Here is a 21613-nt window from a genome sequence, read left to right as displayed (position 1 = left end):
CGGCTGTCAGTCCTTGGGACGGTACGTCATCGGCTCGACCGGGACTTTGATCTTGATGGGGTCGGAGGTGGCGAAGTGCAGGGTGAATTCGACCTTCTCACCGAGCTTCGGCCGGTGGACCAGTTTTGTCAGCATCAGATGATCGCCCCCGCTGGTCAGCTTCAGTTCGCCGTTCGCGGGCACGTCGAGCGAGCCGACCTGCTTCATCTGGGTGCCCTTGGTGGTGTGCAGGGTGACGTCGCGGGCGAGCGGGGTGGTGATGGACGTCAGCTTGTCCTGGCCGCCGCCCTTGTTCGTCACGGTCAGGAAGCCCGCCGCCATGTCGGACATCGCGGGGCGCGGGATGTACGCGCCGCCGACGGACAGCTCGGGGCGGTCCCCGCCGTCGTCGCCGCCGCAGGCGGTGAGCGTGCCGGTCAGTCCGAGGGCGAGGGCGGCCGCGGCGGCGGCCCGGTGCCGGGTGATCACGGGTTCTCCCCCTTGATGATCTTCGGGAGGTCCTTGGCGTACTGCTGCGGCGAGGTCGACGTGGTGTAGATCCAGTGCCCCTTGTCGTCCTTGGGCGAGAAGCCCAGCACCTGGGCACCGTGGTTGACGGTGAGGCTGCCGTCCTTCTGCTTCTTCGGCTTCTCGATGAAGATGCCGAGCGGCCTGGCCCCGGCCTCGATGGTGTCGAAGTCGCCGGTCAGCCCGACGAAGTCCTTACCGCCCTGGGCGTCCAGCCACTTGCGCATCCGCTCGGGGGTGTCGCGCTCCGGGTCGGTGGTGACGAACACGACCCGCAGCTTCTCCCGCTCCGCCTTGGACAGCTTGGAGACGGCGATGCCGAGGTTGCTCATGGTCAGCGGGCAGACGTCCGGGCAGTGGGTGTAGCCGAAGAAGACCAGCGTCGGGCGGCCCTTGGTCTCCTTGAGCAGGTCGTACTTCTTGCCCTCGGTGTCGGTGAGGACGAGGTCGGGCTTGGCCTTGGCGTCGTTGTTCAGGACGATCGCCTGTCCCGTCTTCTGGCCGCCCGAGACGCTGGCGGCGCTGTCCCCTTTGTCTCCTCCCTCGCCGGAGCCGCCGCAGGCGGTGAGGGTGAGCGCGGCGGCGGCGACGAGGGCGGAGCCCAGGATCTTGGTGCGCATGGAGCTGTTCTCCAAAAGAGATCGTTGGATCGGTGGTGCGGTACGGCGTGCCGCAGCGCCGGGTCGGGGCGCGCGGACACGCCGTACCGCCACGCGGGGTCGGGGCGGGTCAGGCGGAGCGGCGGCGGCCCGCGAGCACGCCGAAGGCGACTCCGGCGACGCCGATGACGATGCCCGCGATGCCGAGCACCCGTGCGGTGGTGTCGGTGCCGTCGCCGTCGGACGCGGAGGCGGTCTTCGCGGTGCCGGAGCCGGACGCCGTGGTCTTCTTGGCGTTGTCCGCGCTCGCGGAGCCGTGCCCGTGCGCGCCGTCCCCGGCCGCGTCGGTGAGCTTGAGGACCGGCGCCGGGTTCTCCGGCTCGGGCGCGCCCTCCTTGGGCTCCTCGATCCAGCGCACGACCTGCTTGTCGTCGTACGTCTGGAGGGCCTTGAAGGCGATCTGGTCGGCGTCCTTCGGCAGCGGGCCGACCGAGACCGGGAACTGCTGGAACATGCCCGGCTCGATCTTGCCGCCGGTCCAGGTGATCTTGGTGACCGCCTCGGTCACCTTGCCGTCGCTGGTCTCGATGGGCTTGTCCAGCTTGGACTTGGTGACCTTCACGTCCCAGCCGGGCACCGGCTGGGGCATCACGGAGGCGAGCGGATGGTCGGTGGGCAGGTTGACCTCGAGCTTGACGGTCGAGGAGTCGTCCCGCTCGTTGGGCACCTTGAAGTCGACGGTGCTGTAGCCGCCCTTCTCGGCCTGCTCCGGCTGCACGGTGACGTGCGCGAAGGCGGGGCCCGCGGCGAGCAGCAGGGTGCCCGCGGTGAGGCCGCCGAGAACCGGCAGACGGCGAAGACGCATGGCGTTCATGTCAAACGCTCCAGATGAGGAGTGATCGGTGGGGGTCGGCGCGCGTGCGGCGTCGTCGCGGCCACCCTCCGATCCCGCTGGAGGAGTGTCGCGTCAGTCAGGCCGCGAGGTCGTAGCGCGGCGGTCCCCGCCGGATCACGCTGTGCTGGAGGACGACGGAGGTCGTCCCGCCCTCGTCCGCCCCGTCCGGGCGCGGGCGGGGCGGCCCGGTGCCGGACGCGGGGTCCAGGAGCCCGGTAAGCAGCGTCCGTACGAGCCCCAGGGCGGCGCGCAGGGAGCGTACGAGCGCGGCTTCCGCGACCCCGCGCGCGCCGTCCAGCGACAGCCGTACCGCCCGCCACACGGCCCGCTCGCCGCGCCGCAGCAGCCAGCCGACGGCGAGGGCGGCCAGCAGATGGCCCAGGGCCATCGGCAGCGACGGCAGCAGGGCGGCGAGGCCCATGTGGTGCTCGGGGCCGGTCGCGGCGGGGTGCAGGGACTTCGGGTCCATGCCCGACCGGGCGACGATCCGGTGCGCCGTGGCCGCGTCGAGGCGGCCGGGGAGCGTGGTGCACAGCAGCTTCGCCGCCATGCCGATGACCCGGCCGTCGGCGGCGTCCGCGCGGTGGGCGGCCTCCGCGGCGGCGGCTGCCTGCTGTCCGTAGCTGAAGAGGCTGTGCAGCGCGAGCTGGCCCAGGGCCAGCACCGCCGCGATCCCGGGCAGCGACCGCTCCCGCCCGGCCAGCGGCAGGACGACCGCGAACACCGCCGCGGCCCCCGCGCCGAGCGTCCACAGCGGCACGGCCGTACAGGACGCCAGGACGTGCCCCGCCGCGGACAGCACAACGCAGACCGCGGTGAACACCGCGGCCCGCAGCATGCGCAGATCGGCACCCGCACGGGCGACAGGGGAAGCCATGGCCGCGCCATCATCCCACTGGGTAAACGCGTTCCCTACGGCGGGTAGGGCGTACCGGCGCACACCAGGACAGGCCTATACACCGATGCGCCTACCGCGCGCGTCCGCCGAATGAGCGGAGTCACGTCAATCGGACGCTTACGGACCATGGACCCAGGCAATACGTAACGGTATGTCGAGCCGCGGCCGGGAGGCTGGAGCATGAGCATCTGGTGGTCACTCCATTTGCCCCGCGAGGCGGCGAGCGTTCCGCTCGCACGACGACTGCTCCTCGGCACCATGGAGACGGCCGGAGTCGATCCGGAAATCTCCTACGACCTGTCGGTCGCCCTTTCCGAGGCATGCGCGAACGCGGTGGAGCACGGCGGCAGCGACGGTACGGGCGGGGACTACCGGGTCACGGCCTTCATCGACGGCGACACCTGCCGTATCGAGGTCACCGACTCGGGTCCCGGCTTCTCCGGCCGTGGCACCGTGCGCCGCGAATCGCGCACCCGGAGCGAGCGGCGTCCGGCGTCGGCGCCGAGGCCGCAGCACCCGCACAGTCCGGCTCCCGCGCACGCGGAGCACGGACGGGGGCTCTTTCTCATCGAAGCGCTCACCGATCACGTCCGCTACCGCGACCGGCCCGGTCGCGGTGGGGTGGTGGTGAGTTTCGACAAGATCCTCAAGTGGCGCGAGGACTCCCTGCTCAGGGCGTCGTAGTCGCGCGTCACTCCTCACCGGGGCACTTTTTCACCGGGGGGGGGGCTCTCACCGGGGGGACTTTCACCGGGCGGCAGCGCCCGGCACAGCGCGTCCAGCGCCCCCGCGAAGGCGTGGTCGGGCGGGGCCGCGTAGCCCACGACCAGGCCGTCGTGGGCCGGTCCCGTGGCGTCGGGGTGGCGGAAGGCGGCCAGCCCGTCCAGGGCGAGCCCCTGCCGGGCGGCGGCCCGTACGGCGGAGCGCTCGGTTCCGGGCGGCAGCGCGAGCACCGCGTGCAGCCCGGCGGCGATGCCGGAGACCCGTACGTGCGGGGCGCGCTCGGCGAGCGCGGCCACCAGCTGGTCGCGGCGCCGCCGGTAGCGCTGGCGCGCCCGGCGCACGTGGCGGTCGTAGCCGCCGGACTCCAGGAAGTCCGCGAGCGTCAGCTGATCAAGGGCGCTCGCCCACGCCTCGCGCTCTCCCTTGGCGACCAGCACCTCGTCCACCAGCGCGTCCGGAAGGACCATCCAGCCCAGCCGCAGCGCGGGCGACAGGCTCTTGCTGACCGAGCCGACGTACAGCACACGCTCGGGGTCGAGGCCCTGGACGGCGCCGACCGGGCGGCGGTCGTAGCGGAACTCCCCGTCGTAGTCGTCCTCCACGATCAGCCCGCCGCCCGCCCGCGCCCAGTCGACGGCCGTGGCCCGCCGCTCCGGACGCAGCGGCCCGCCGGTCGGGAACTGGTGGGCGGGGGTGAGCAGCACCGTCGTCACGCCCCGCAGATCCCGGCGGGTGGCCAGCTCCTCGATGCGGGCGCCGTGCTCGTCCAGCGGGAGCGGCACCGTCCGGATTCCGGCGTCGGCCAGCAGCGAACGGTGGAAGCCCAGGCCGTACGCCTCGACGGCCACCGTGCGGCGCAGCGCGCTGGTGCCGCTCAGCAGCCGCAGGGCGTGCGCGAAGCCCGAGCAGATCACGATCCGGTCCGGGCCGGTCCGCACCCCCCGGGCCCGGGAGAGGTAGTCGGCCAGGACGCGGCGCAGCTCCGGGCGGCCGTGCGGATCGCCGGGGCCGAACGCCTCGCTGGGCGCGGCGGTCAGGGCGAGCTGTGGGTCGGGCGGCGGCGTCCGGCTGGCCCTGGAGCAGGTTGTGGACCGGGCGCGGGGCGCTTTCCCGTTGGGTCGCGGCAACGCCGGTACGCCGGGGCGGGGGCGGGTCGGCCCGGGGCGCCACGTGCGTCCCTGACCCCTGGCGGGCGGTGAGCCAGCCCTCGGCGACCAGCTCCGCGTACGCGTCGGCGACCGTGTTGCGGGCGATGCCGAGGTCGGCGGCGAGCGAACGGTAGGGCGGCAGCCGGGTGCCGGGGGCGAGCCGTCCGCCCCGGACGGCGTCCCGCAGCGCGCGGATCAGGGCGGCCCGGCGGCCGCCCGCCCCGGCCAGCTCCAGATGCAGATCACTGACCACAGGGCCTCCGCCGGATCGACCGAGAGCGGGGGAGCGCCTTCCGACGCTCCCCCGCTCTCATTCCGGCTTGTCTGAGCCGCTTCCGGCTTCTCTCAGCCGCTTCCGCCTCGTCTCAGCCGCGCTGCGCGACGATCCGCGCCATCCACGCCTCGACGTCATCGGCGGACCTCGGAAGCGCCGCCGACAGATTGCGGTTGCCGTCCTCCGTCACCAGGATGTCGTCCTCGATCCGGACGCCGATGCCCCGGTACTCCTCGGGCACGGTCAGATCGTCCGGCTGGAAGTAGAGGCCCGGCTCGACGGTGAGGCACATGCCGGGCTCCAGCGTGCCCGCCACATAGGTCTCGGTGCGGGCCACGGCGCAGTCGTGCACGTCCAGGCCGAGCATGTGACCGGTGCCGTGCAGCGTCCAGCGGCGCTGCAGACCCAGCTCCAGGACGCGCTCGACCGGGCCCTCGACCAGGCCCCATTCGACGAGCTTGGTGGCCAGGACGCGCTGGGCGGCGTCGTGGAAGTCGCGGTACTTCGCGCCCGGCTTGACCGCCGCGATGCCCGCCTCCTGCGCCTCGTACACCGCGTCGTAGATCTTCCGCTGGAGCGGGGTGTAGCCGCCGTTGACCGGCAGGGTGCGGGTGACGTCCGCGGTGTAGAGCGTGGTCGTCTCGACCCCGGCGTCGAGGAGCAGCAGATCGCCGGAGCGGACCGGGCCGTCGTTGCGCACCCAGTGGAGGGTGGTGGCGTGCGGACCGGAGGCGCAGATCGAGCCGTAGCCGACGTCGTTCCCCTCGACGCGGGCCCGCAGGAAGAACGTCCCCTCGATGTAGCGCTCCGAGGTCGCCTCCGCCTTGTCGAGGACCTTCACGACGTCCTCGAAGCCCCGCACGGTCGAGTCGACGGCGGACTGCAGCTGGGCGATCTCGAACTCGTCCTTGACCAGGCGCTGCTCGCTGAGGAAGACCCGCAGCTCCTCGTCGCGCTCGGCGGTGACCTTGTCGGTCAGCGCCGACTCGATGCCCGCGTCATGGCCGCGTACGACGCGCACCGGGCCGGTCGCGGCGCCGAGCTGGTCGGCCAGCTCGCGCACGTCCTGGGCGGGCAGCCCCAGCAGCCGCTCGGCCTCGCCGAGGCTGTGCCGCCGCCCGACCCACAGCTCGCCCTGGCCGTCCAGCCAGAACTCGCCGTTGTCCCGGTCGGAGCGCGGCAGGAGGTACACCGTCGCCTTGTGACCCCCGGCCGCGTCCGGCTCCAGCACCAGGACGCCGTTCTCCGTCTGGTCGCCGGTGAGGTACGCGTACTCGGTGGCGGCGCGGAAGCTGTACTCCGTGTCGTTGGAGCGGGTGCGGAGGTTGCCCGCGGGGATGACCAGGCGCTCGCCGGGGAAGCGCGCGGAGAGCGCGGCACGGCGGCGGGCGGTGTTCGGGGCCTGTTCGATGGGGCTCAGGTCGTGCAGCTCGGTGTCCGCCCAGCCGGACTTCATGTTCTCGGCAAGCTCGTCGGACACGCCCGGGTAGAGGCCGTTCTTCCGCTGCTTGATGGGCTGCTCCTCGGCCTCCGGGGTCTCCAGGGCGTCAGGAGTGGGCTCCTCGGTCACGTCATCCTCCTCGAACTGGACCTCTCCCATGGTAGGTCCGGGGCCGCGGCGCCCGGGAGACGTCCGGGGCGCCGCTGATCATTCGAAGCGGGCGACTCTTTCGAAGCAGGCGGCTCATTCGAAGGGAGACGACTCATTCGAAGGGAGACGACTCATTCGAAGTGGGCGACGAGCAGGACGATGTCCTCCGAACCGTCCCCCGTGGCGGGCCCGCGAACGGCGTCACCGGTCTCGCCGGTCCCGGCCGCCGAGTCCGTTTCGCCGGGGAGCATCGTCAGCAGCACATGGTCCGCGAAGGCGTCCGGATCGGCGCGCACCGCCCTGGGGGCGGTGGCCGCGGCCGCGTGCAGCCGGGCGAAGGCCCGGTCCATCGGCTCACCGGTGCGGTGGAGCAGCCCGTCGCTGTAGAACAAAAGCGTTTCTCCGCAGGCGGGCTCGATCTCCACGCTCGGCGCCTCCCAGCAGGAGAGCATGCCCAGCGGCGCGGACAGCGTGGTCTCCACGAACTCCGTGCGCCGCTCCCCGGTGATCAGCGGCGGGCAGTGCCCCGCCCCGGCCAGCACCACCCGGCGCGCCCCGGGCTCGCAGTAGGCGAACAGGGCGGTCGCGGAGCGGGCGGGCTCGGTGAGCCGCAGCAGCAGTTCCAGATCGGAGAGCACGGCGACCGGATCCTCGCCCTCCATCACGGCGTACGCGCGCAGCGAGGCCCGCAGCCGTCCCATCGCGACGATGGTGCCCGGCCCGGAACCGGTGACCGCGCCGACCGACAGCCCGAGGGCGCCGTCCGGCAGCGGCAGCGCGTCGTACCAGTCCCCGCCGCCCCGCGCGCCGGGGCGGTGGCGGACGGCGAGGCGCACCCCGGGCAGCCGCGGCAGCCGGGTGGGCAGCAGCTCCTCCCGGACGGTCGCCACGGTGGCGCGGGCGCGGGCCAGCTCGATCAGCCGGGTGATGTGGGCGGCGGCGTAACGGCAGTACAGGGCCACCAGATGGCGCTGGTGCTCCTCGGGTTCGGCCGGTTCGTCGTAGAGCCAGGCGACCGCGCCGAGCCGCCCGGCGGGCACGCCCGCCAGACCGGGGGCACCGGCCGGGGCGGAGGCCTGCGCGGCGCCCTGCCCCGCCGCGCCCTGCCCCGCCGCGCCCGGCGCCGTACGGTCGCCCGCGCCCTGGGGCGCGTCCTCGGCGGCGTCGGCGGGGGCGGGGACCATGGCGAGCCCGGGGCCGATTCCTGGGCCGCTGCCGGGGCCGTTGCCGGGTCCGCTGCCGGGGAACGGGTCCAGCGGGACCGCGTAGCTGGCGGCGAAGCCGAGGCGGGCGGCGACCTCGCGGTGGCGCGGGTGGAGACCCGCCTCGCCCGGGATGTCGGGGTGGGTGACGGCGGGGTGCCGCTCGCCGCCCGGTTCGGGCAGCCCGTCGAGGAGATGGCCCGCGGGCGCGGAGCTGCCCGGGATCGTCTCGATCTGGCCGAGGTCGGCGCGGCCGAGGCCGAGGCCGACGGTGGTCACCGGGCCCTGCCCGTCCGCCGGTTCGAGCGCGACCAGCCCGCGCTGCGCGCCCACGAGCGCGGCGCCCGCGCGCAGCAGTTCCCGCAGCGCGTCGTCCAGGGCGCTGGTGTGGATCAGCCGCTCGGTGAGTTCGTGAAGTGTCGTGAGATCCGAGACCCACCCCGCCAGCCGGTCCTGGACACCGGGCGCCGGTTCGCCGGGCTGCGCGGCAAGGGGCGGGGTGATGGGGTCGGCAGTTTGCGTGGGTGCGGGGAGGGAAGAATCGATTCCAGCCACTTTCGGCGGATGAGGCGAGTTCATGGACCGCTGCCTTCACCCGCTGCGCCCAGCCTGCTCAATAGCATCGCAAACCCCCTGTCATGCTGCGCCGCTACTGTGCCGCTACTGTCTCCAGATGTACACGCACGGGAGAGCCGATGTCCAGCATTGTCCCGGTGGTCTTGTTAGTGTCTGTGGGGAATTCAACTTGGCCGAAAAAAAGTCGCTAGGCTGCCAATTTGAGGTCGACTGACGTCATTCGACAGCGCGTCGTCTCCATCGCGGCGGGTACACATTCGGAGAGGGACTGGGGCAGTTCGGACCGCCCCGGAACCCAGCGGCCGGTCCAGGCGTCATAGACCACAACGGCCGCGCCCCTCCCCGAGTGGCGAGGAAACGCACCACCCAGGACGGTAAGCGCCATGCGCGCGCCACCCCTCGCCACGTTCCACGCTCGGCCCGCGGCGTGATGCGCTGCCTTGTACGCGCAGTGACTTGTGATCCACGTGCTGTGAGCGGCCGAACGACGCCCGGCAGCGCCACGTAGTGCCATGTGAAGTGCCACGAAGTGCCGAAGTGCCACGAAGTGCCATGTAGTGCGAACGGATACAGCCCTCGGCGTTAACGGAAAGGAACGAGCGCTCATGCGCGAGATCCTCGGAAGGCGACGCAAGTTCTCGCTGCGGCGCGGCGCACGCTCGCCGCTGCTCCGCGCGGCGCTCACCTGCGCCGACGAGTGGCAGTGGCCTGTCCTGCCGGGTATCGGCCTCCAGTCCGGCGGCGGGCGCGCGCGGGTGTGCGGCTGCCCCGACCCGGACTGCGCGGTGCCGGGCGGACACCCCTTCGACCCCGTTCTCCTCGCGGCCACCACCGATCCGCGCATGGTGCGCTGGTGGTGGAGCAACCGCCCCGGTGCGCCGCTCCTCCTGGCCACCGGCGGCACGGCCCCGTGCGCGCTCAGCCTGCCCGCGGTCGCCGGGGCCAGGGCGCTGGCCGCGTTCGACCGGGCGGGCGTCCGGCTCGGCCCGGTGGTCGCCACGCCCACCCGCTGGTCGCTGCTGGTGGCTCCGTACTCCCTCGAAGAGCTGGGCGAGCTGCTCAACCGCCAGGACTGGGTGCCCAGCTCGCTGCGGTTCCACGGCGAGGGCGGCTATCTGGTGCTGCCGCCGTCGCAGACGGGGCTTGGCCGGGTGCGCTGGGAGCGGGCGCCGCAGCGCCGCGGGCGGCCCTGGCTGCCGGAGGTGGCCACCGTGGTGGACGCGCTCGTCGAGGCGAGCAGCAGCGCGCCGGACGGGGGCAGCAGGCTGGCCTACTGACCCGGCCGTCTTGTCGGTAGAACGCCACACGCGGCGCGGCCTCGGGCCGCGCCGCGTGTCGCGCGTTCGGGTGATCTTCAGCGGCCTGCTGGCGACGGGGGCCTGCTGCCGATCGGGGCCTGCTGTCGACGGGGGCCCGCTGCCGATCGGGGCCTGCGGCGGGGCAACTCCCGCGGCGCCGCAGCCGGTTGGTCCGTACCGGATCCGTGCGTTCCGGTACCGGGCATGCAAGCGCCCGGTCGCTGGCGACGGGGGATGCACCAGCGACCGGGCTTTTAGAACCGTAACAAGAGATCGGCGCTAAGCAAATTCGATCGCGGATTTCCGGACGCGTACTTCCAGGCTGTAACGGTGAGTTGTGAGCAGCGTCACGCGGTCCGAGCGCCGTGCCGACCCCGTCCGGAACGTCAGCTGAGCGTCACCTGACGGTTGGTGAGACCGCCCCGGGCGCGGCGCTGTTCTGGGGTGAGCGGCTCGTCCGAGGCAAGGGCCTCGCCCAGCCGCTCCGCCAGCTCCGCGGCCGGCTTCTCGACCTCCTCCGCGCCCATGCCGCGGGGCAGGTCCCACACCGGCACGGTGAGCCCGTGAGCCCGGAAAGAGCCCACCAGACGGGTGTCTTCGCCCAGTGAGGACGCCCCCGCCGCATGCAGCCGCGCGAGCGCGTCGAGCAGCTTCTCCTCCGGGTGGGACATCACCCAGCGCAGGTGGTTCTTCTCCGGCGTCTCGCACCAGTAGGCGGCCTCCGCACCGGTGAGCCGGACGGTGGGGATCGCGGCCGCGTTGGCCCGTTCCAGCGACGCGGCGACCTCCCCGGTCGCGTTCGCGGCGTCCTCCAGCCAGAACTCGAACCCCTCGTGCAGGGTCGGCGTGAAAGCGCCGTTCGGGTCGAGCAGATCCTGCAGACGCGGACCGTCGCCGGGCGCCCGCTGGGCCGACACCGGCGTACCGGGCTCGGCGGTCAGCGCGCGCCGCAGCGTGTCGGCGAGATCGCGGCTGAGGTCGCCGGAGGCCGTGTCGTTCTGCAGACCGACCAGCACCGCGCCGCTGTCCCGGCGCAGCGCGGGCCAGGCCATCGGCAGCACGGTCGCCAGGGTGACCGACGGCACGCCCTCGGGCAGCCCCTCGGCGAGGTTCAGGCGGACGGTCGCGGCGGGCACCAGCTCGCGCAGGGCCACCCAGTCGCATTCGCCGGGGAGCCCCTCGAAGGGCCGCTGCACCAGCTCGGTGACGGCGTGGGCGGCCTCCCGGCCGTGGCAGGCCTTGTAGCGGCGGCCCGAACCGCACGGGCAGGGCTCCCGCGCGCTCACCACGGGGATGTCGCCCGTGGCACCCCGTGATCCTGCGGCCTTCGTCTGGGGGCGGCGCTTCTTGGCCATGATGTGGCTGTCTCCCGATCGTGGCGGCTCAGGGCTTGTGCGTACGGCTCGCATACGGCTCGTATCGGCTACGGCTCGTATCGGGGCGTACGTCCTCGTACTCGTACGGCAACGCGTACGGGCGGGAGCCTAGCCCGTCGGCCGAACGTCGTCGGCCAGATGCGCCGCGCCGCTCACGCCAGCTCGTCCAGATCGGCGAAGCCCAGGTCGCGGTCGAAATCGGGATCGATGTTCGCGTCGATATTCGCCACGAGGCCTGGCCCGGCGCCCGCGCCGCTCTTCGGGGCGCTGTGCGCGCCGCTGTGCGCGCCGCTGTGCGCGCCGCTGTGCGCGCCGCCGCTCGTACCGCGAAGGCCGGGGGTCAGTTCCGCGCCGAGATCGGTGCCGAGGTCGGGGCCGAGATCGGGCGGCAGGACGACCCGCCCGGAGAAGCCGGTGTCGGTCGGGAGGAGGGCCCATACGGTGACCTCGCCCGTGCCGTCCCGTACGCCCCAGTCGTCGGCCAGGGACCTGATGATGTTCAGCCCGCGGCCGCCGCGGGCCGTAACGGAAGGTTTGGCCGGAAGTGGCCTTGTGGGGCCACCGCCATCGGTGACTTCGACCGTCACCCGATCGTCTTCGTCGACGTTCCACGCCGCGCGAACCGTCTCGCCGCCAGGGCCGGAGCGCCATGGGCTGCCATGCCGCCACGCATTGCTGAGCAGTTCCGAAAGGATCAACACTGCGTCGTCTATGACCGAATCCGATACCCCAGTCCTGCCCAAATCGCCGCGCATCCAGTGTCGTGCCGCGCGGACGCCCGCAGGACCATGGGGTACGGCCATGGTCGACGACGTCGGCACCTTCTGTGCCACCACCAACGCCACCCCCGAGACCTCCTTAGCCCCACGCCAGGGGATGGATGCCCCGATGGGCTGGAGCGGAAACCGGCCAAGTGGCATCGCGTGACGCACTCGTCACGATCGAATACGTAACGAACGCGCCGGTGCACGCCTTGTAATGCCCACTATGAGCGCCCGAGTTGGGACAGTACCTGTTTGGGGCGATTCGTGATCAGCGCGTCGACGCCCAGTCGCACGCACAGCTCGACATCGGCCGGTTCGTCGACGGTCCACACGTGCACTCGGTGCCCCGCGCGCCGCAGCCGCGCCACATAGGCGGGGTGGTTGCGCACGATCCGGATGCTGGGTCCCGCGATGCGCACCCCCGGCGGGAGATGTCCGTCCCGGTGGCGCGGCAGGACGAACTGCATCAGATAGACGGTGGGGATGGCGGGCGCCGCGAGCCGCACCCGGTGCAGCGAGCGCGCCGAGAAGCTCATGACGCGCACGGGCGGCGGCTCGCCCGGCGGCGGCGCGTCGAGCCCGTACCGGCGCAGCAGCTGGATCAGCCGGTCCTCGACCTGGCCCGCCCACCGGGTGGGGTGCTTGGTCTCGATGGCCAGTTCGACATGGCGTCCGGTGTCGGCGATCAGGCCGAGCAGCCGTTCGAGGGTGAGGACGGACGTACTGTCGCGGCTGTTCCGGTCCGGCGCCTCCTGGTCGGTGGCCTGCCCCTTCCAGGACCCGAAGTCGAGGGCCGCGAGATCGGCCAGCTCCAGCCCGGAGACCGCGCCGCGGCCATTGGAGGTGCGGTCGATACGCCGGTCGTGGACGCAGACGAGGTGGCCGTCGGCGGTCAGCCGGACATCGCATTCCAGGGCGTCGGCGCCGTCCTCCAGCGCTCTGCGGTACGCGGACAGGGTGTGTTCCGGTGCGTCCTCGGAGGCCCCGCGGTGGGCCACGACGGACACGGTGTGCGGACCCGGGCGGATGTCCCGGTCAGAACGCGCATAGGTCACCGCGTTATGGTGCCACCGCCCGGTGTCCATCGGTGGAAGGTTCCTCTTCCGGCCGTTGCCCGGAATGGCGGTAGGGCGAATTGTCCGGGATAAAGGGTGGTAGTCCACACGGCCGCCCCTCCTTACGGCGGTCTGACGCGCCGTGGGAAAAGCTGACAACGGTAATACGTACGCGTGGGCCGTCATGGAAAATCTGTCGTGCACCTGAGGAGACAGCTGTGAGCACCGAGAACGAGGGCGCTGCCGTACCGCCTGCGGCCGGGCCGCACCCGGCCCCTCCGGCGCCGCACCCGAACCCCGCGGTGCCCCCCGCGCCGGACTTCGAGCCCACCGCGGGCGCGAAGGCGGCCGCACCGGACGCGCCGATAGGCCGGACCCCGGACCAGCCCGCCCCGGACCCCACGGCTCCGGACCAGACCGCTTCGAACCCCACGGCTCCGAACCCCACGGCACCGGACCACACCGCTCCGGACCACCACACGGCTCCGGACCACCAGACCGCTCCGGGCCAGACGGCGACGGCGGGTGGCAGCCCGGCGCCGTCCTCCCCCACCCCTCCGGCCCAGCCCCCGGCCCCGGCCCAGCCCCCGGCGGCGTTCGCGTCGACCGGCGCGGGCGACCCCGGCTACGGCGCCCCCGGACCGTGGCCCTCCGACGGCGGCCAGCCGGGCGGCCCCGGCGGTGCCCCCGGCTACGGCGCCGAGGGCGGCGGCCCGGGCGGCCCCGGCGGCCCGTGGGGCAACGCCCCCGTACCGCCGCCTCCCGGTCCCCCCGGGGCCTCGGAGCGCAAGCCCCGCGGGCTCGTGGCAGCCGTCCTGGCCGCCGTGCTGGTCGCGGGCGGCATCGGCGGCGGCGTCGGCTTCTGGGCGGCCGACCGGGAGAGCGACAGCGGCGACACCACCACCGTCTCCGCCGTCGGCAACCCGAAGGCGGAAAGCCGCGCACCCGGCTCCGTGTCCAACATCGCGGGCAAGACCCTGCCGAGCGTCGTCACCATCGAGGCGCAGGGCAACAATGGCGAGGGCGGCACCGGCACCGGCTTCGTCTACGACAAGCAGGGCCACATCCTCACCAACAACCACGTGGTCGCCTCCGCCGCCGACAACGGCAAGCTCACCGCCACCTTCTCCAACGGCAAGCGGTACACCGCCGAGGTCGTGGGCAAGGCCCAGGGCTACGACGTCGCCGTCATCAAGCTCAAGAACGCCTCCGGCGCCAAGCTCAACCCGCTGCCGCTCGGTGACTCCGACCGGGTCGTCGTGGGCGACGCCACGGTCGCCATCGGCGCCCCCTTCGGCCTGTCCGGCACCGTCACCACAGGCATCGTGAGCGCCAAGAACCGGCCGGTCGCCTCCAGCGACGGCGGCGGTGGCAACGCCTCGTACATGAGCGCCCTGCAGACCGACGCCTCCATCAACCCCGGCAACTCCGGCGGCCCGCTGCTCAACGCGGAAGGCGGCGTCATCGGGATCAACTCGGCCATCCAGTCCGCGGGCAGCGGCAGCGGCCTCGGCGAGTCCCAGCAGTCCGGCAGCATCGGCCTCGGCTTCGCCATCCCGATCAACACGGCGAAGAACGTCGCCCAGCAGCTGATCAAGACCGGCCAGCCGGTCTACCCGGTGATCGAGGCCACGGTCAGCATGAAGGACAGCGCCTCGGGCGCCAAGATCGCCGCCAACGCCACCGGCGGCAGCCCCGCCGTCGTCCCCGGCGGCCCGGCCGCCAAGGCGGGCCTCAAGTCCGGCGACGTGATCACCAAGCTCGACGACACCGTGATCGACAGCGGCCCGACCCTGATCAGCGAGATCTGGACCCACAAGCCCGGCGACAAGGTCACCCTCACCTACAAGCGCGATGGCAAGACGTCCACGGTCGACGTCACCCTGGGGCAGCGCAAGGGAGACAGCTGACACGCTAGGCTGATCCCCGCGCCACCAAGGTGGCGCGGGGAGGCTTGCCCGAGCGGCCTAAGGGAACGGTCTTGAAAACCGTCGTGGCAGCGATGTCACCGAGGGTTCAAATCCCTCAGCCTCCGCAAGTGAACGGCCCCTGACCAGGAATGACGGTCGGGGGCCGTCGCTATGCGCGCTACCCGCCGGGCACCGCCGTTCCCCATGATTCCCCGACCGATCGGGCACGGAAGGGGCACGGCCGAACACCGGCTGAGAGAGCCCCGCCGACTACCGATTGATCGGAATCTCGTACACGATCTCGCAGTGAGCGGCGGGTACGACGATGTCCGCCGTCTCCACGGGCCGCCCTTGGTCGCTGTAGTACGTCCGCCGGATGTGCGTGACGAGCGCGGCCTTCTGGATGCCGAGAAGCGATGCCTCCTCGGCGGTCGCCTGCCTCGGCTCCGGCTGCTCCACAGCATGGCTGACGGTGATTCCGATAGCGGCCATGCGGTTCACGACTCCCGCCCCGGCGTGCGGACCTCCCTCAGGGAGGACGACGAGCGTCCCTGCGGTGAGGTCGTACGGCTCCCAACTCGTCGACAGCTGCACGGGCCTGCCGTCGGCCAGGAACTCGTACGACGTCCGGACGCACAACTCGCCCTCGGCGATGCCCAGTCGCGCCACGATGTCCGCCGGGGCTGGCACCTTGGCATCGGTCCGGCTCTCCCAGTCGCCGTACTTGCCGACGGCCTTCATATCCGCGCGGAACGGCGACCCTTCAGGCTGCTCGCGCGCCGATGACCGGACGACCCGCACTCGCTGCCGGGGCTCGGCGACGTAGGTACCCGATCCGGCTCGGCCCTCCAGCACACCCTGGGAGATCAGCAGCTCCTGCGCCCGGCGGACCACGTTCTCGCCCACCCCGCACTCCTGGCCGATCTGGGCGCGGGACGGCAGGCGGTCCCCCGGCTCCCATACGTGCTCCGCGATCCGCCGCCGTAGTTCGTCGGCGACGCGGAGATAGGGCGGCTGCTCAGGCATATGGAAAATCTAGTCCACTAGCTCTAATCTAGTTAACTAGCTTCACTGAAAGTGATCGCGAGTTGACGGAGGCTGCCCTGTGCCCGTTCCGGGAGTTAGCGCGGCGGCCATCGCTGCCCGGCTGTCCGCCGTCGGGCTCCCCACGCGCGTGGAGGAGCACGTCCGATTCACATCGGTCGAAGCGGAGGTGCCGGAATCACTCTCCGCCGAGTCATGGAAGGAGGTCCTGGCGGCGGTGGCCGAGGCCGATCGGTTCGGGCTCCTCGCCAGCTGCCAGAACGGCCGCACTCTCCGGGCGGTCGTAGAAAAACCGGTCCCCACGACGGGCGATGTCGGGGGACCGAGCCATCAGCGATAGGAGCTGATTCAGCGTGCTCAACCGTATCCGCCGTGCCGTCTCCCTCACCAGGGCGCGGCACTTCTCCAAGGGCAGGCACCGTCGCCCCTTAGTGCCCTCCCGACCGTCGGTCGCTCCCGCCTTCTCTCCGCGCGCTGACGAACCGACGCTCAGCCTGGGCCGGGCCTCCGATTGGGCGAGGCACCGCTACACGCTCATGGCCGAGGAAACCGCGCTCGTCCGCCCGTACGTGCTGGCCTGGGAAAGGCGTGCACGACAGCGCCCGACGGTTGTCGTCGCTCCCCATCTACCGACCGAGGCCCGGTCGGCTCTCCTGGGGGTCAACTGATGCCCTCTCGAAGGCAGACCCACCGCCCGGTCTCCTCGGCCGCCCCCTACCGCTCGCCCGCCTGCCGGATCGGCACGCACCAGGCTTGCGTGGAGTCTTCTCCAGCTCCGGCACCGGTCGATGTGCCGTTGATCTACGAGGCGTGCGCATGCCCGTGTCACTCGGCGTCCGGACAGGTCGGGCCAGCAGAGGCGAAGCAATGAGCGACTGGGCACCCGGCAGCGCGCCGACATCCAGTAGCGAGATCCACCGAGAGGCAGACGCAGGGATGACTGCACAGAACGAACTGAGGCTTCTCCCGTGGGCTGGGCCAGAGGGCAAGCCGTGCTACCTGGACACCGACGACCGGGAGGGCTACATGTCCCGCTTGGCGGACCATATCGAGGCGGTGCAACTCGGGATGGCGGCCGAACTGCTCGGGCAGACAGTTCAGGTACTCGACGACGAGACTGAAGATCTGGAGAAACTGAGGCTCACTGCTGCGCAGTTGGCTGGCGCACTACGGGACGTGCTGCGCGTGGCGACCAGCCGTGGACACCGCCTGGTGACGCCTGAGTAGCACCCTCAGAGGAACACCGGTCGACTTGCCACCGCGGGTTCTGGCTAGCAGCCATGTGCAGTACAACAGGGAGCCTCGGATCCGTTCCGAGACCTCCCTGCTTTCTCTTGGCGACGCGGGGTTGGCTGACTGCTCTCGCCCTAGCCTGGCCCCGGATGCCAGATGACGGGACGCCGCCGGAGCGTCAGGGGTCCCTCTTGTGACCACTTCAGCTCCTCCTTGACCGCCTCGTCCAGGCCTCAAGGGACATGACAGCCCGCTTCCTCCTGTAGCTACAAACGCGTTTGAAGCTCGTGGAGTGTCTTGCCTCCAGTACATAAGTCGGGAGCGGTGCCGAAGGAGAACACGGAAGCGCTGTGACCAGTCGCTTCGTGGTCGCTGTACTGGGTCGTGCCGCACTTAACAGAGTGGCGCACGACCCAGTGCCTATTCAGCGGCGGCGGCGTTCGCGGTGCTTGCGCACGACGGGGCGTCCACGTCCGCCGGGGCCCTCGACGAACTCGTCTACCGAATCGATCAGCTCATCGGCAACGGCTGGCTCATGCAGGATGACCATGCGGCCGCCCTCGTCGAAGAGCAGCACAGGGTATGTCGGCTCAGTCACCGATGACCCTCCTGCGCGGCCGAAGGTACTGCGGCCTCGATGCGCTGCTGCCCCTTAAAACCGAACATCAGTATGACTTGGGGGCAATCTGCGAGAACTATATTCCACAGCCACGGGGCACCCCCTAAGGTAGATCCACAAGTTTCGAGCACTCAGCTTGCAGGGGGCACCGACCATGCGGATCAGCAGACTGCGAATCAAGAATTTCCGCAATCTCGCCGCGGTTGACATTCCGCTAGGTTCCTACAACGTGGTCGTGGGCGAGAACAGGGTCGGAAAATCAAATCTCGTTCATGCCTTGCGTCTACTTTTTGATCCGACTCTCCCAAACAGCGACCGAAACCTCCGTCGCGAGGACTTCTGGGACGGACTCGCGAAAGGCAAGGTGGATTGGGACCCCTTCGTTGAGAAATCCGAAATATCCGTCTCGGTAGACATTGAAGACTTCGAGGATGAGGATCGCGCTGCAGCCGTACTGTCAGGCGCCCTGGTCAGCAAATCACCGCTTGTTGCTCGACTTACCTTCAAATATGCACCTAAGGATCTGCCGGGCGATGCAACGGATGCCACAACCTACCGAGGTTTCATCTTCCAGGGGGACGATGAAAGCAACTTCATGCCAGCGGAACTCCGCGGGTTCCTGCACATGGCCTTTCTCCACGCCCTAAGAGATGTCGAGTCAGACGTGACGAACTGGCGCCGTTCGCCATTGCGTCAACTACTGGAAGCTGCAGCCGAGTCGTCGACGGCAGAAGAACTTACGAAGATAGCTCAATCTATCGAACAGGCCAATAGTCAAGTCAGCGCTCTACCATCCATTAAGGATCTCGGTGAGAAAATCACAGAGCTGATGACTGACATGGTGGGCTCATCCCACGCACTACAGTCAGAACTCAGTGTGGCTTCCACGGATCCGCAGCGTCTTATCCGGACGCTACGTGTATTCGTCGATGGCGACAACAAACGTCCCCTGTCGAGTGCAAGCCTGGGAAGTCTTAACATCCTCTATTTTGCCCTAATGGAACTAGGGTTGGAGCAGCGACTAACCAAGGAAATTGCTCACGCTATCTTGACCATTGAGGAGCCGGAGGCCCACCTTCATCCTCACCTACAACGCCTGATTTTTCGCCGACTTCTGGAAAATTCCAGCGACACGCACACTGTCTTCGTTACAACCCAATCTCCTCATATTGCAAGCGCCGCCGGACCACAAAATATCATCTTCGTCCGAAGCGAGGAGGATCGCTCCACCGTACTCTCCGCAGCGGATGTCGACCTTAGTGACGAGGAATGGGAAGACATCACTCGTTACCTGGACGTCACGCGTGCTGAGATGATTTTCTCCAAGCGCGTACTGCTTGTCGAGGGCTACGCGGAACAGGCAATCATCCCTTCCTTGGCCGAGGCGATGGGGTACGAACTAGATAAGCATGGCATCACCGTCTGCGCGATCCACGGGACCCATTTCCTTCCATACATCAAGTTTTGTAGGGCCGTCGGCATCCCGTGCGCGGTCATCACAGACGGCGACGAGACTGGTCCCCGAGCAAACGGAAGAAAGGTGGTCACCGGTCGTATTCGCGCCCGCAGGTGGTTGACAGCCCTCGCAGAGAAGCGCACCGCTGAAGAAGCTGGCGTGTTCGTGGGGAATACCACCTTCGAGTACGACCTAGCGGCCGTTTCAGATGCCAACCTTCAGGCCGGCATCGCCACGCTCAAGGAACTCGCCCGTACTCAGCAAGCGCTCCGGGATATTGCATCTTGGGGCGGCTTGCTGCCGACATACAAAAAGTACCTGGGAATGATCGGCCGTGTTGGTGGTAAGGGACGCTACGCTAACGCCGTCCTAGGCTATGAGCTGGACTGTCCCGCCTACGTACAGAATGCCATTGAGTACCTGGTGGCAGAGTGAAGCCCCTCTCAGCCTCCATTGCGGAGCTAAAACGGAACGAACGACAATGGCAAGCCTTCAATGTTGAAGGTCACTGCGTGGTTGTCGCTCCCCCCGGAAGCGGAAAGACTAAGTTGCTCTCGACCCGTATTGCCTTCGATCTGGCGACCCGCATTCCTGCACCGCAAGGTGCGGCGTGCGTCACATTGACGAATGCTGCGGCTGGCGAGCTAAACCGTCGCGTCAATTCGCTTACGGATCAACGGCGACGAAACCTGTTTGTAGGCACCGTTCACGCTTTCGCGCTCAAGGAAATAATTCGCCCCTTCGCTTCAGTCTGTGGTTACCCATACCTGCTAGATCGAAAAATTGCAACCAATAAGCAGGTCAATGCTGCATATCGCGAGGCTGTCGCCGAGGTCTACCTGCGCGGTGAAGATACTCGAAACGTGGTGTCTACGGCGAAGCAGCATCTAACGATGCTGGCAACCGAAGATGAGTGGCGCAGAGCGGGCCCACGCATTCAGAAGGTGGCCCATCGGTACTCAGAGATCCTGGCCACTCAGGGGCTTGTCGACTTTGACACGCTGATTAGATCTGCATTGCGTATGGTGGAGGAGAATTCCTTTGTTCGGCGTCTCCTGGTATCAAAGTTTCCTCGAATCTACGTCGATGAATACCAAGACCTTGCGCCAGCACTAGACAGGATCGTGCGGTTGCTCTGTTTCGGCGAGAAGAGCAAGGCGATTCTTTTTGCTGTGGGCGACTATAATCAGGCGATTTATGGTTGGCTCGGAAGCCGACCCGAACTCTTGAAAGAAATTGGTGCACTTGATGACGTGACACCAGTTGAACTAAAGATCAACTACCGCTGCGCTCAGGAAATCATCGATGCCGCCAATCGCCTCCTGGAGGTTGGCGGGGTCGAGGGAACTCGCAGCGGCGGGGCGGTGGAGGCCCACTACTGCCCTGGCACCCTTCTCCTTCAATACAACCAAGCGGCTAGTTCCATCGCACGACTGATTACTGAGGGAGTCTCTCCTCATGAAATTGCCGTGCTGTGTCCGACAAACGATCACTCGGCGCGCTTCGTCAACCTGTGCCGAGAGATTGATATTCCAGCCGTTGACCAAGGGTCCCCTTATGTCTCAACCACCTTCACGACACTGATTGAGCAATTGGCGGTCTGGGTAGTGCACGGCGACGACGACTCGATCGAAAGGTCGCGGTTGCTCCTAGAGTGGAAATACTTGCAAGAGGAGGTACCAGACGGGCTTGACTCAGAAGTAGCACTCTTGAAGGCGCTGAGGGATACACAGTCGACCGAGTCCGCCAGCTCATTCCTAACCCGTCTTATGTCGAGCGGGCCAGGCGACGAATATGGACTTCTTCGCCCGGAGAATCAGACGTCCTGCGTCGAGCTACGAGAGATGTTTGATTCAGGAGGAGAGTTGGCGCGATGGACCGTTAGCGAACTGAGCGAACGGGGTTGCCGGAATGGTCAGGTTCAGGTTTGCACGATGTCTTCAAGTAAAGGCCTTGAATTTGATTACGTGTTCATCATGTGCGCCAACGACGGCATAATTCCACATTTCTTGTCCCAGTACTCGGCGGCAAAGATGGCAGAGGATCAGCGGAAGTTCTACGTATCGGTCACACGAGCAAGGCTAGGAACGCATATTTACTACTCGGACCGAAGTGAATGGCTGACTACAGGAAAGAGTCGCCTAAGTGGCCCCAGTCGGTTTCTACGCCAGATGAGACTCGCATAGCGATCTGCCACTCCGCCCGTGCTCTGCGAAGTCCGTCCACCCACCGGCTGCCGAGTCACGCCGCGCAGTCCCGTGGCTGACCTCCCAGGTGTCGTAGGCCAGCCTCCCGCAACGAGACGTCTAGGACTGACCCGGTCAACGTTCCCCCGCTACCACCCACCCCGGCTCCCATCCCGTCTGCCGTCGACCCACACACCGTGGAGCGGGCGTGGTCCCTGGCGTCCAGGTGGAGCGCGCCACTGTACGAACGACCTGGACG

The 21613-nt window shown here is 69.0% G+C and carries 18 protein-coding genes, 1 tRNA gene and 1 pseudogene; 8 read left to right on the top strand and 12 right to left on the bottom strand.

Annotated features, from left to right (window positions below):
* Positions 1-6: 6 nt before the first annotated feature.
* From ACWC5C_RS30110 to ACWC5C_RS30095, 4 genes are all read right to left on the bottom strand, one after another.
* Positions 7-465: a copper chaperone PCu(A)C gene (locus ACWC5C_RS30110; RefSeq protein WP_450880579.1), complete on the bottom strand. Its 459-nt coding sequence runs from the start codon at positions 463-465 to the stop codon at positions 7-9.
* Positions 465-1127 (bottom strand): SCO family protein, encoded by a 663-nt coding sequence (locus tag ACWC5C_RS30105; RefSeq protein ID WP_385443214.1) that lies wholly within the window; start codon positions 1125-1127, stop codon positions 465-467. The genes ACWC5C_RS30110 and ACWC5C_RS30105 overlap by 1 nt, the downstream gene beginning before the upstream one ends.
* Positions 1128-1236: 109 nt before the next feature.
* Complete coding sequence (locus tag ACWC5C_RS30100) at positions 1237-1980, bottom strand: YcnI family copper-binding membrane protein (protein WP_450880473.1); 744 nt, start codon at positions 1978-1980, stop codon at positions 1237-1239.
* 97 nt (positions 1981-2077) lie between these two features.
* Positions 2078-2878 (bottom strand): hypothetical protein, encoded by an 801-nt coding sequence (locus ACWC5C_RS30095; RefSeq protein ID WP_450880471.1) that lies wholly within the window; start codon positions 2876-2878, stop codon positions 2078-2080.
* Between the two features lie 201 nt (positions 2879-3079).
* On the opposite strand from ACWC5C_RS30095, the gene ACWC5C_RS30090 reads away from it, so the two are divergent.
* A complete protein-coding gene (locus ACWC5C_RS30090) occupies positions 3080-3583 on the top strand; it encodes an ATP-binding protein (RefSeq protein WP_385443206.1) in 504 nt (167 codons plus the stop codon).
* 14 nt (positions 3584-3597) lie between these two features.
* Here ACWC5C_RS30090 and pdxR read toward each other — a convergent pair.
* The 3 genes and pseudogenes from pdxR to ACWC5C_RS30075 form a co-directional block, all read right to left on the bottom strand.
* Positions 3598-5023: pseudogene (pdxR, locus tag ACWC5C_RS30085) on the bottom strand (MocR-like pyridoxine biosynthesis transcription factor PdxR).
* 112 nt (positions 5024-5135) lie between these two features.
* Positions 5136-6644: an aminopeptidase P family protein gene (locus ACWC5C_RS30080; protein WP_450880469.1), complete on the bottom strand. Its 1509-nt coding sequence runs from the start codon at positions 6642-6644 to the stop codon at positions 5136-5138.
* A 122-nt stretch (positions 6645-6766) separates the two neighbouring features.
* Entirely contained in the window at positions 6767-8416 is a 1650-nt protein-coding gene (locus ACWC5C_RS30075; RefSeq protein WP_450880467.1) for a PP2C family protein-serine/threonine phosphatase, read from the bottom strand.
* 602 nt (positions 8417-9018) lie between these two features.
* Between ACWC5C_RS30075 and ACWC5C_RS30070 the strand changes: the two genes are divergently transcribed.
* Positions 9019-9690: a bifunctional DNA primase/polymerase gene (locus ACWC5C_RS30070; RefSeq protein WP_385443197.1), complete on the top strand. Its 672-nt coding sequence runs from the start codon at positions 9019-9021 to the stop codon at positions 9688-9690.
* A gap of 407 nt (positions 9691-10097) precedes the next feature.
* Here the strand turns inward: ACWC5C_RS30070 and ACWC5C_RS30065 are convergent, their stop codons facing one another.
* From ACWC5C_RS30065 to ACWC5C_RS30055, 3 genes are all read right to left on the bottom strand, one after another.
* A complete protein-coding gene (locus ACWC5C_RS30065) occupies positions 10098-11066 on the bottom strand; it encodes a DUF5926 family protein (protein WP_385443195.1) in 969 nt (322 codons plus the stop codon).
* 173 nt (positions 11067-11239) lie between these two features.
* On the bottom strand, positions 11240-11932 hold the full coding sequence (locus ACWC5C_RS30060) for an ATP-binding protein (RefSeq protein WP_450880464.1): 693 nt from the start codon (positions 11930-11932) through the stop codon (positions 11240-11242).
* A 140-nt stretch (positions 11933-12072) separates the two neighbouring features.
* Positions 12073-12936: a glycerophosphodiester phosphodiesterase gene (locus ACWC5C_RS30055; RefSeq protein ID WP_450880462.1), complete on the bottom strand. Its 864-nt coding sequence runs from the start codon at positions 12934-12936 to the stop codon at positions 12073-12075.
* 188 nt (positions 12937-13124) lie between these two features.
* On the opposite strand from ACWC5C_RS30055, the gene ACWC5C_RS30050 reads away from it, so the two are divergent.
* Together ACWC5C_RS30050 and ACWC5C_RS30045 are read left to right on the top strand one after the other, a co-directional pair.
* Positions 13125-14816: a S1C family serine protease gene (locus tag ACWC5C_RS30050; RefSeq protein ID WP_450880460.1), complete on the top strand. Its 1692-nt coding sequence runs from the start codon at positions 13125-13127 to the stop codon at positions 14814-14816.
* A gap of 38 nt (positions 14817-14854) precedes the next feature.
* Positions 14855-14941, top strand: a tRNA-Ser gene (locus tag ACWC5C_RS30045).
* 145 nt (positions 14942-15086) lie between these two features.
* Here ACWC5C_RS30045 and ACWC5C_RS30040 read toward each other — a convergent pair.
* Positions 15087-15842 carry a GntR family transcriptional regulator gene (locus tag ACWC5C_RS30040; RefSeq protein WP_450880458.1) on the bottom strand — a complete coding sequence of 252 codons (756 nt, stop codon included), beginning with the start codon at positions 15840-15842 and terminating at the stop codon, positions 15087-15089.
* A gap of 79 nt (positions 15843-15921) precedes the next feature.
* Here ACWC5C_RS30040 and ACWC5C_RS30035 point away from each other — a divergent pair, with 79 nt between their 5' ends.
* Both ACWC5C_RS30035 and ACWC5C_RS30030 read left to right on the top strand, forming a co-directional pair.
* Entirely contained in the window at positions 15922-16200 is a 279-nt protein-coding gene (locus tag ACWC5C_RS30035) for a hypothetical protein (protein WP_450880456.1), read from the top strand.
* 596 nt (positions 16201-16796) lie between these two features.
* Positions 16797-17087 (top strand): hypothetical protein, encoded by a 291-nt coding sequence (locus ACWC5C_RS30030; protein WP_450880454.1) that lies wholly within the window; start codon positions 16797-16799, stop codon positions 17085-17087.
* Positions 17088-17517: 430 nt separating this feature from the next.
* On the opposite strand, the gene ACWC5C_RS30025 is transcribed toward ACWC5C_RS30030, so the two are convergent.
* Positions 17518-17691, bottom strand: a complete 174-nt coding sequence (locus tag ACWC5C_RS30025) for a hypothetical protein (protein ID WP_450880452.1) — start codon at positions 17689-17691, stop codon at positions 17518-17520.
* A 175-nt stretch (positions 17692-17866) separates the two neighbouring features.
* Here ACWC5C_RS30025 and ACWC5C_RS30020 point away from each other — a divergent pair, with 175 nt between their 5' ends.
* Together ACWC5C_RS30020 and ACWC5C_RS30015 are read left to right on the top strand one after the other, a co-directional pair.
* On the top strand, positions 17867-19603 hold the full coding sequence (locus ACWC5C_RS30020; RefSeq protein ID WP_450880450.1) for an ATP-dependent nuclease: 1737 nt from the start codon (positions 17867-17869) through the stop codon (positions 19601-19603).
* Positions 19600-21354, top strand: coding sequence for an ATP-dependent helicase (locus ACWC5C_RS30015; RefSeq protein WP_450880448.1), 1755 nt, complete (start codon positions 19600-19602; stop codon positions 21352-21354). Before ACWC5C_RS30020 ends, ACWC5C_RS30015 begins: the two co-directional genes overlap by 4 nt.
* The last annotated feature ends 259 nt before the right edge of the window (positions 21355-21613 follow it).

Source organism: Streptomyces sp. NPDC001700 (assembly GCF_053596435.1).
Note: the sequence above shows the minus strand (reverse complement) of the source record. Positions and strands in the feature narration are given on the sequence as shown.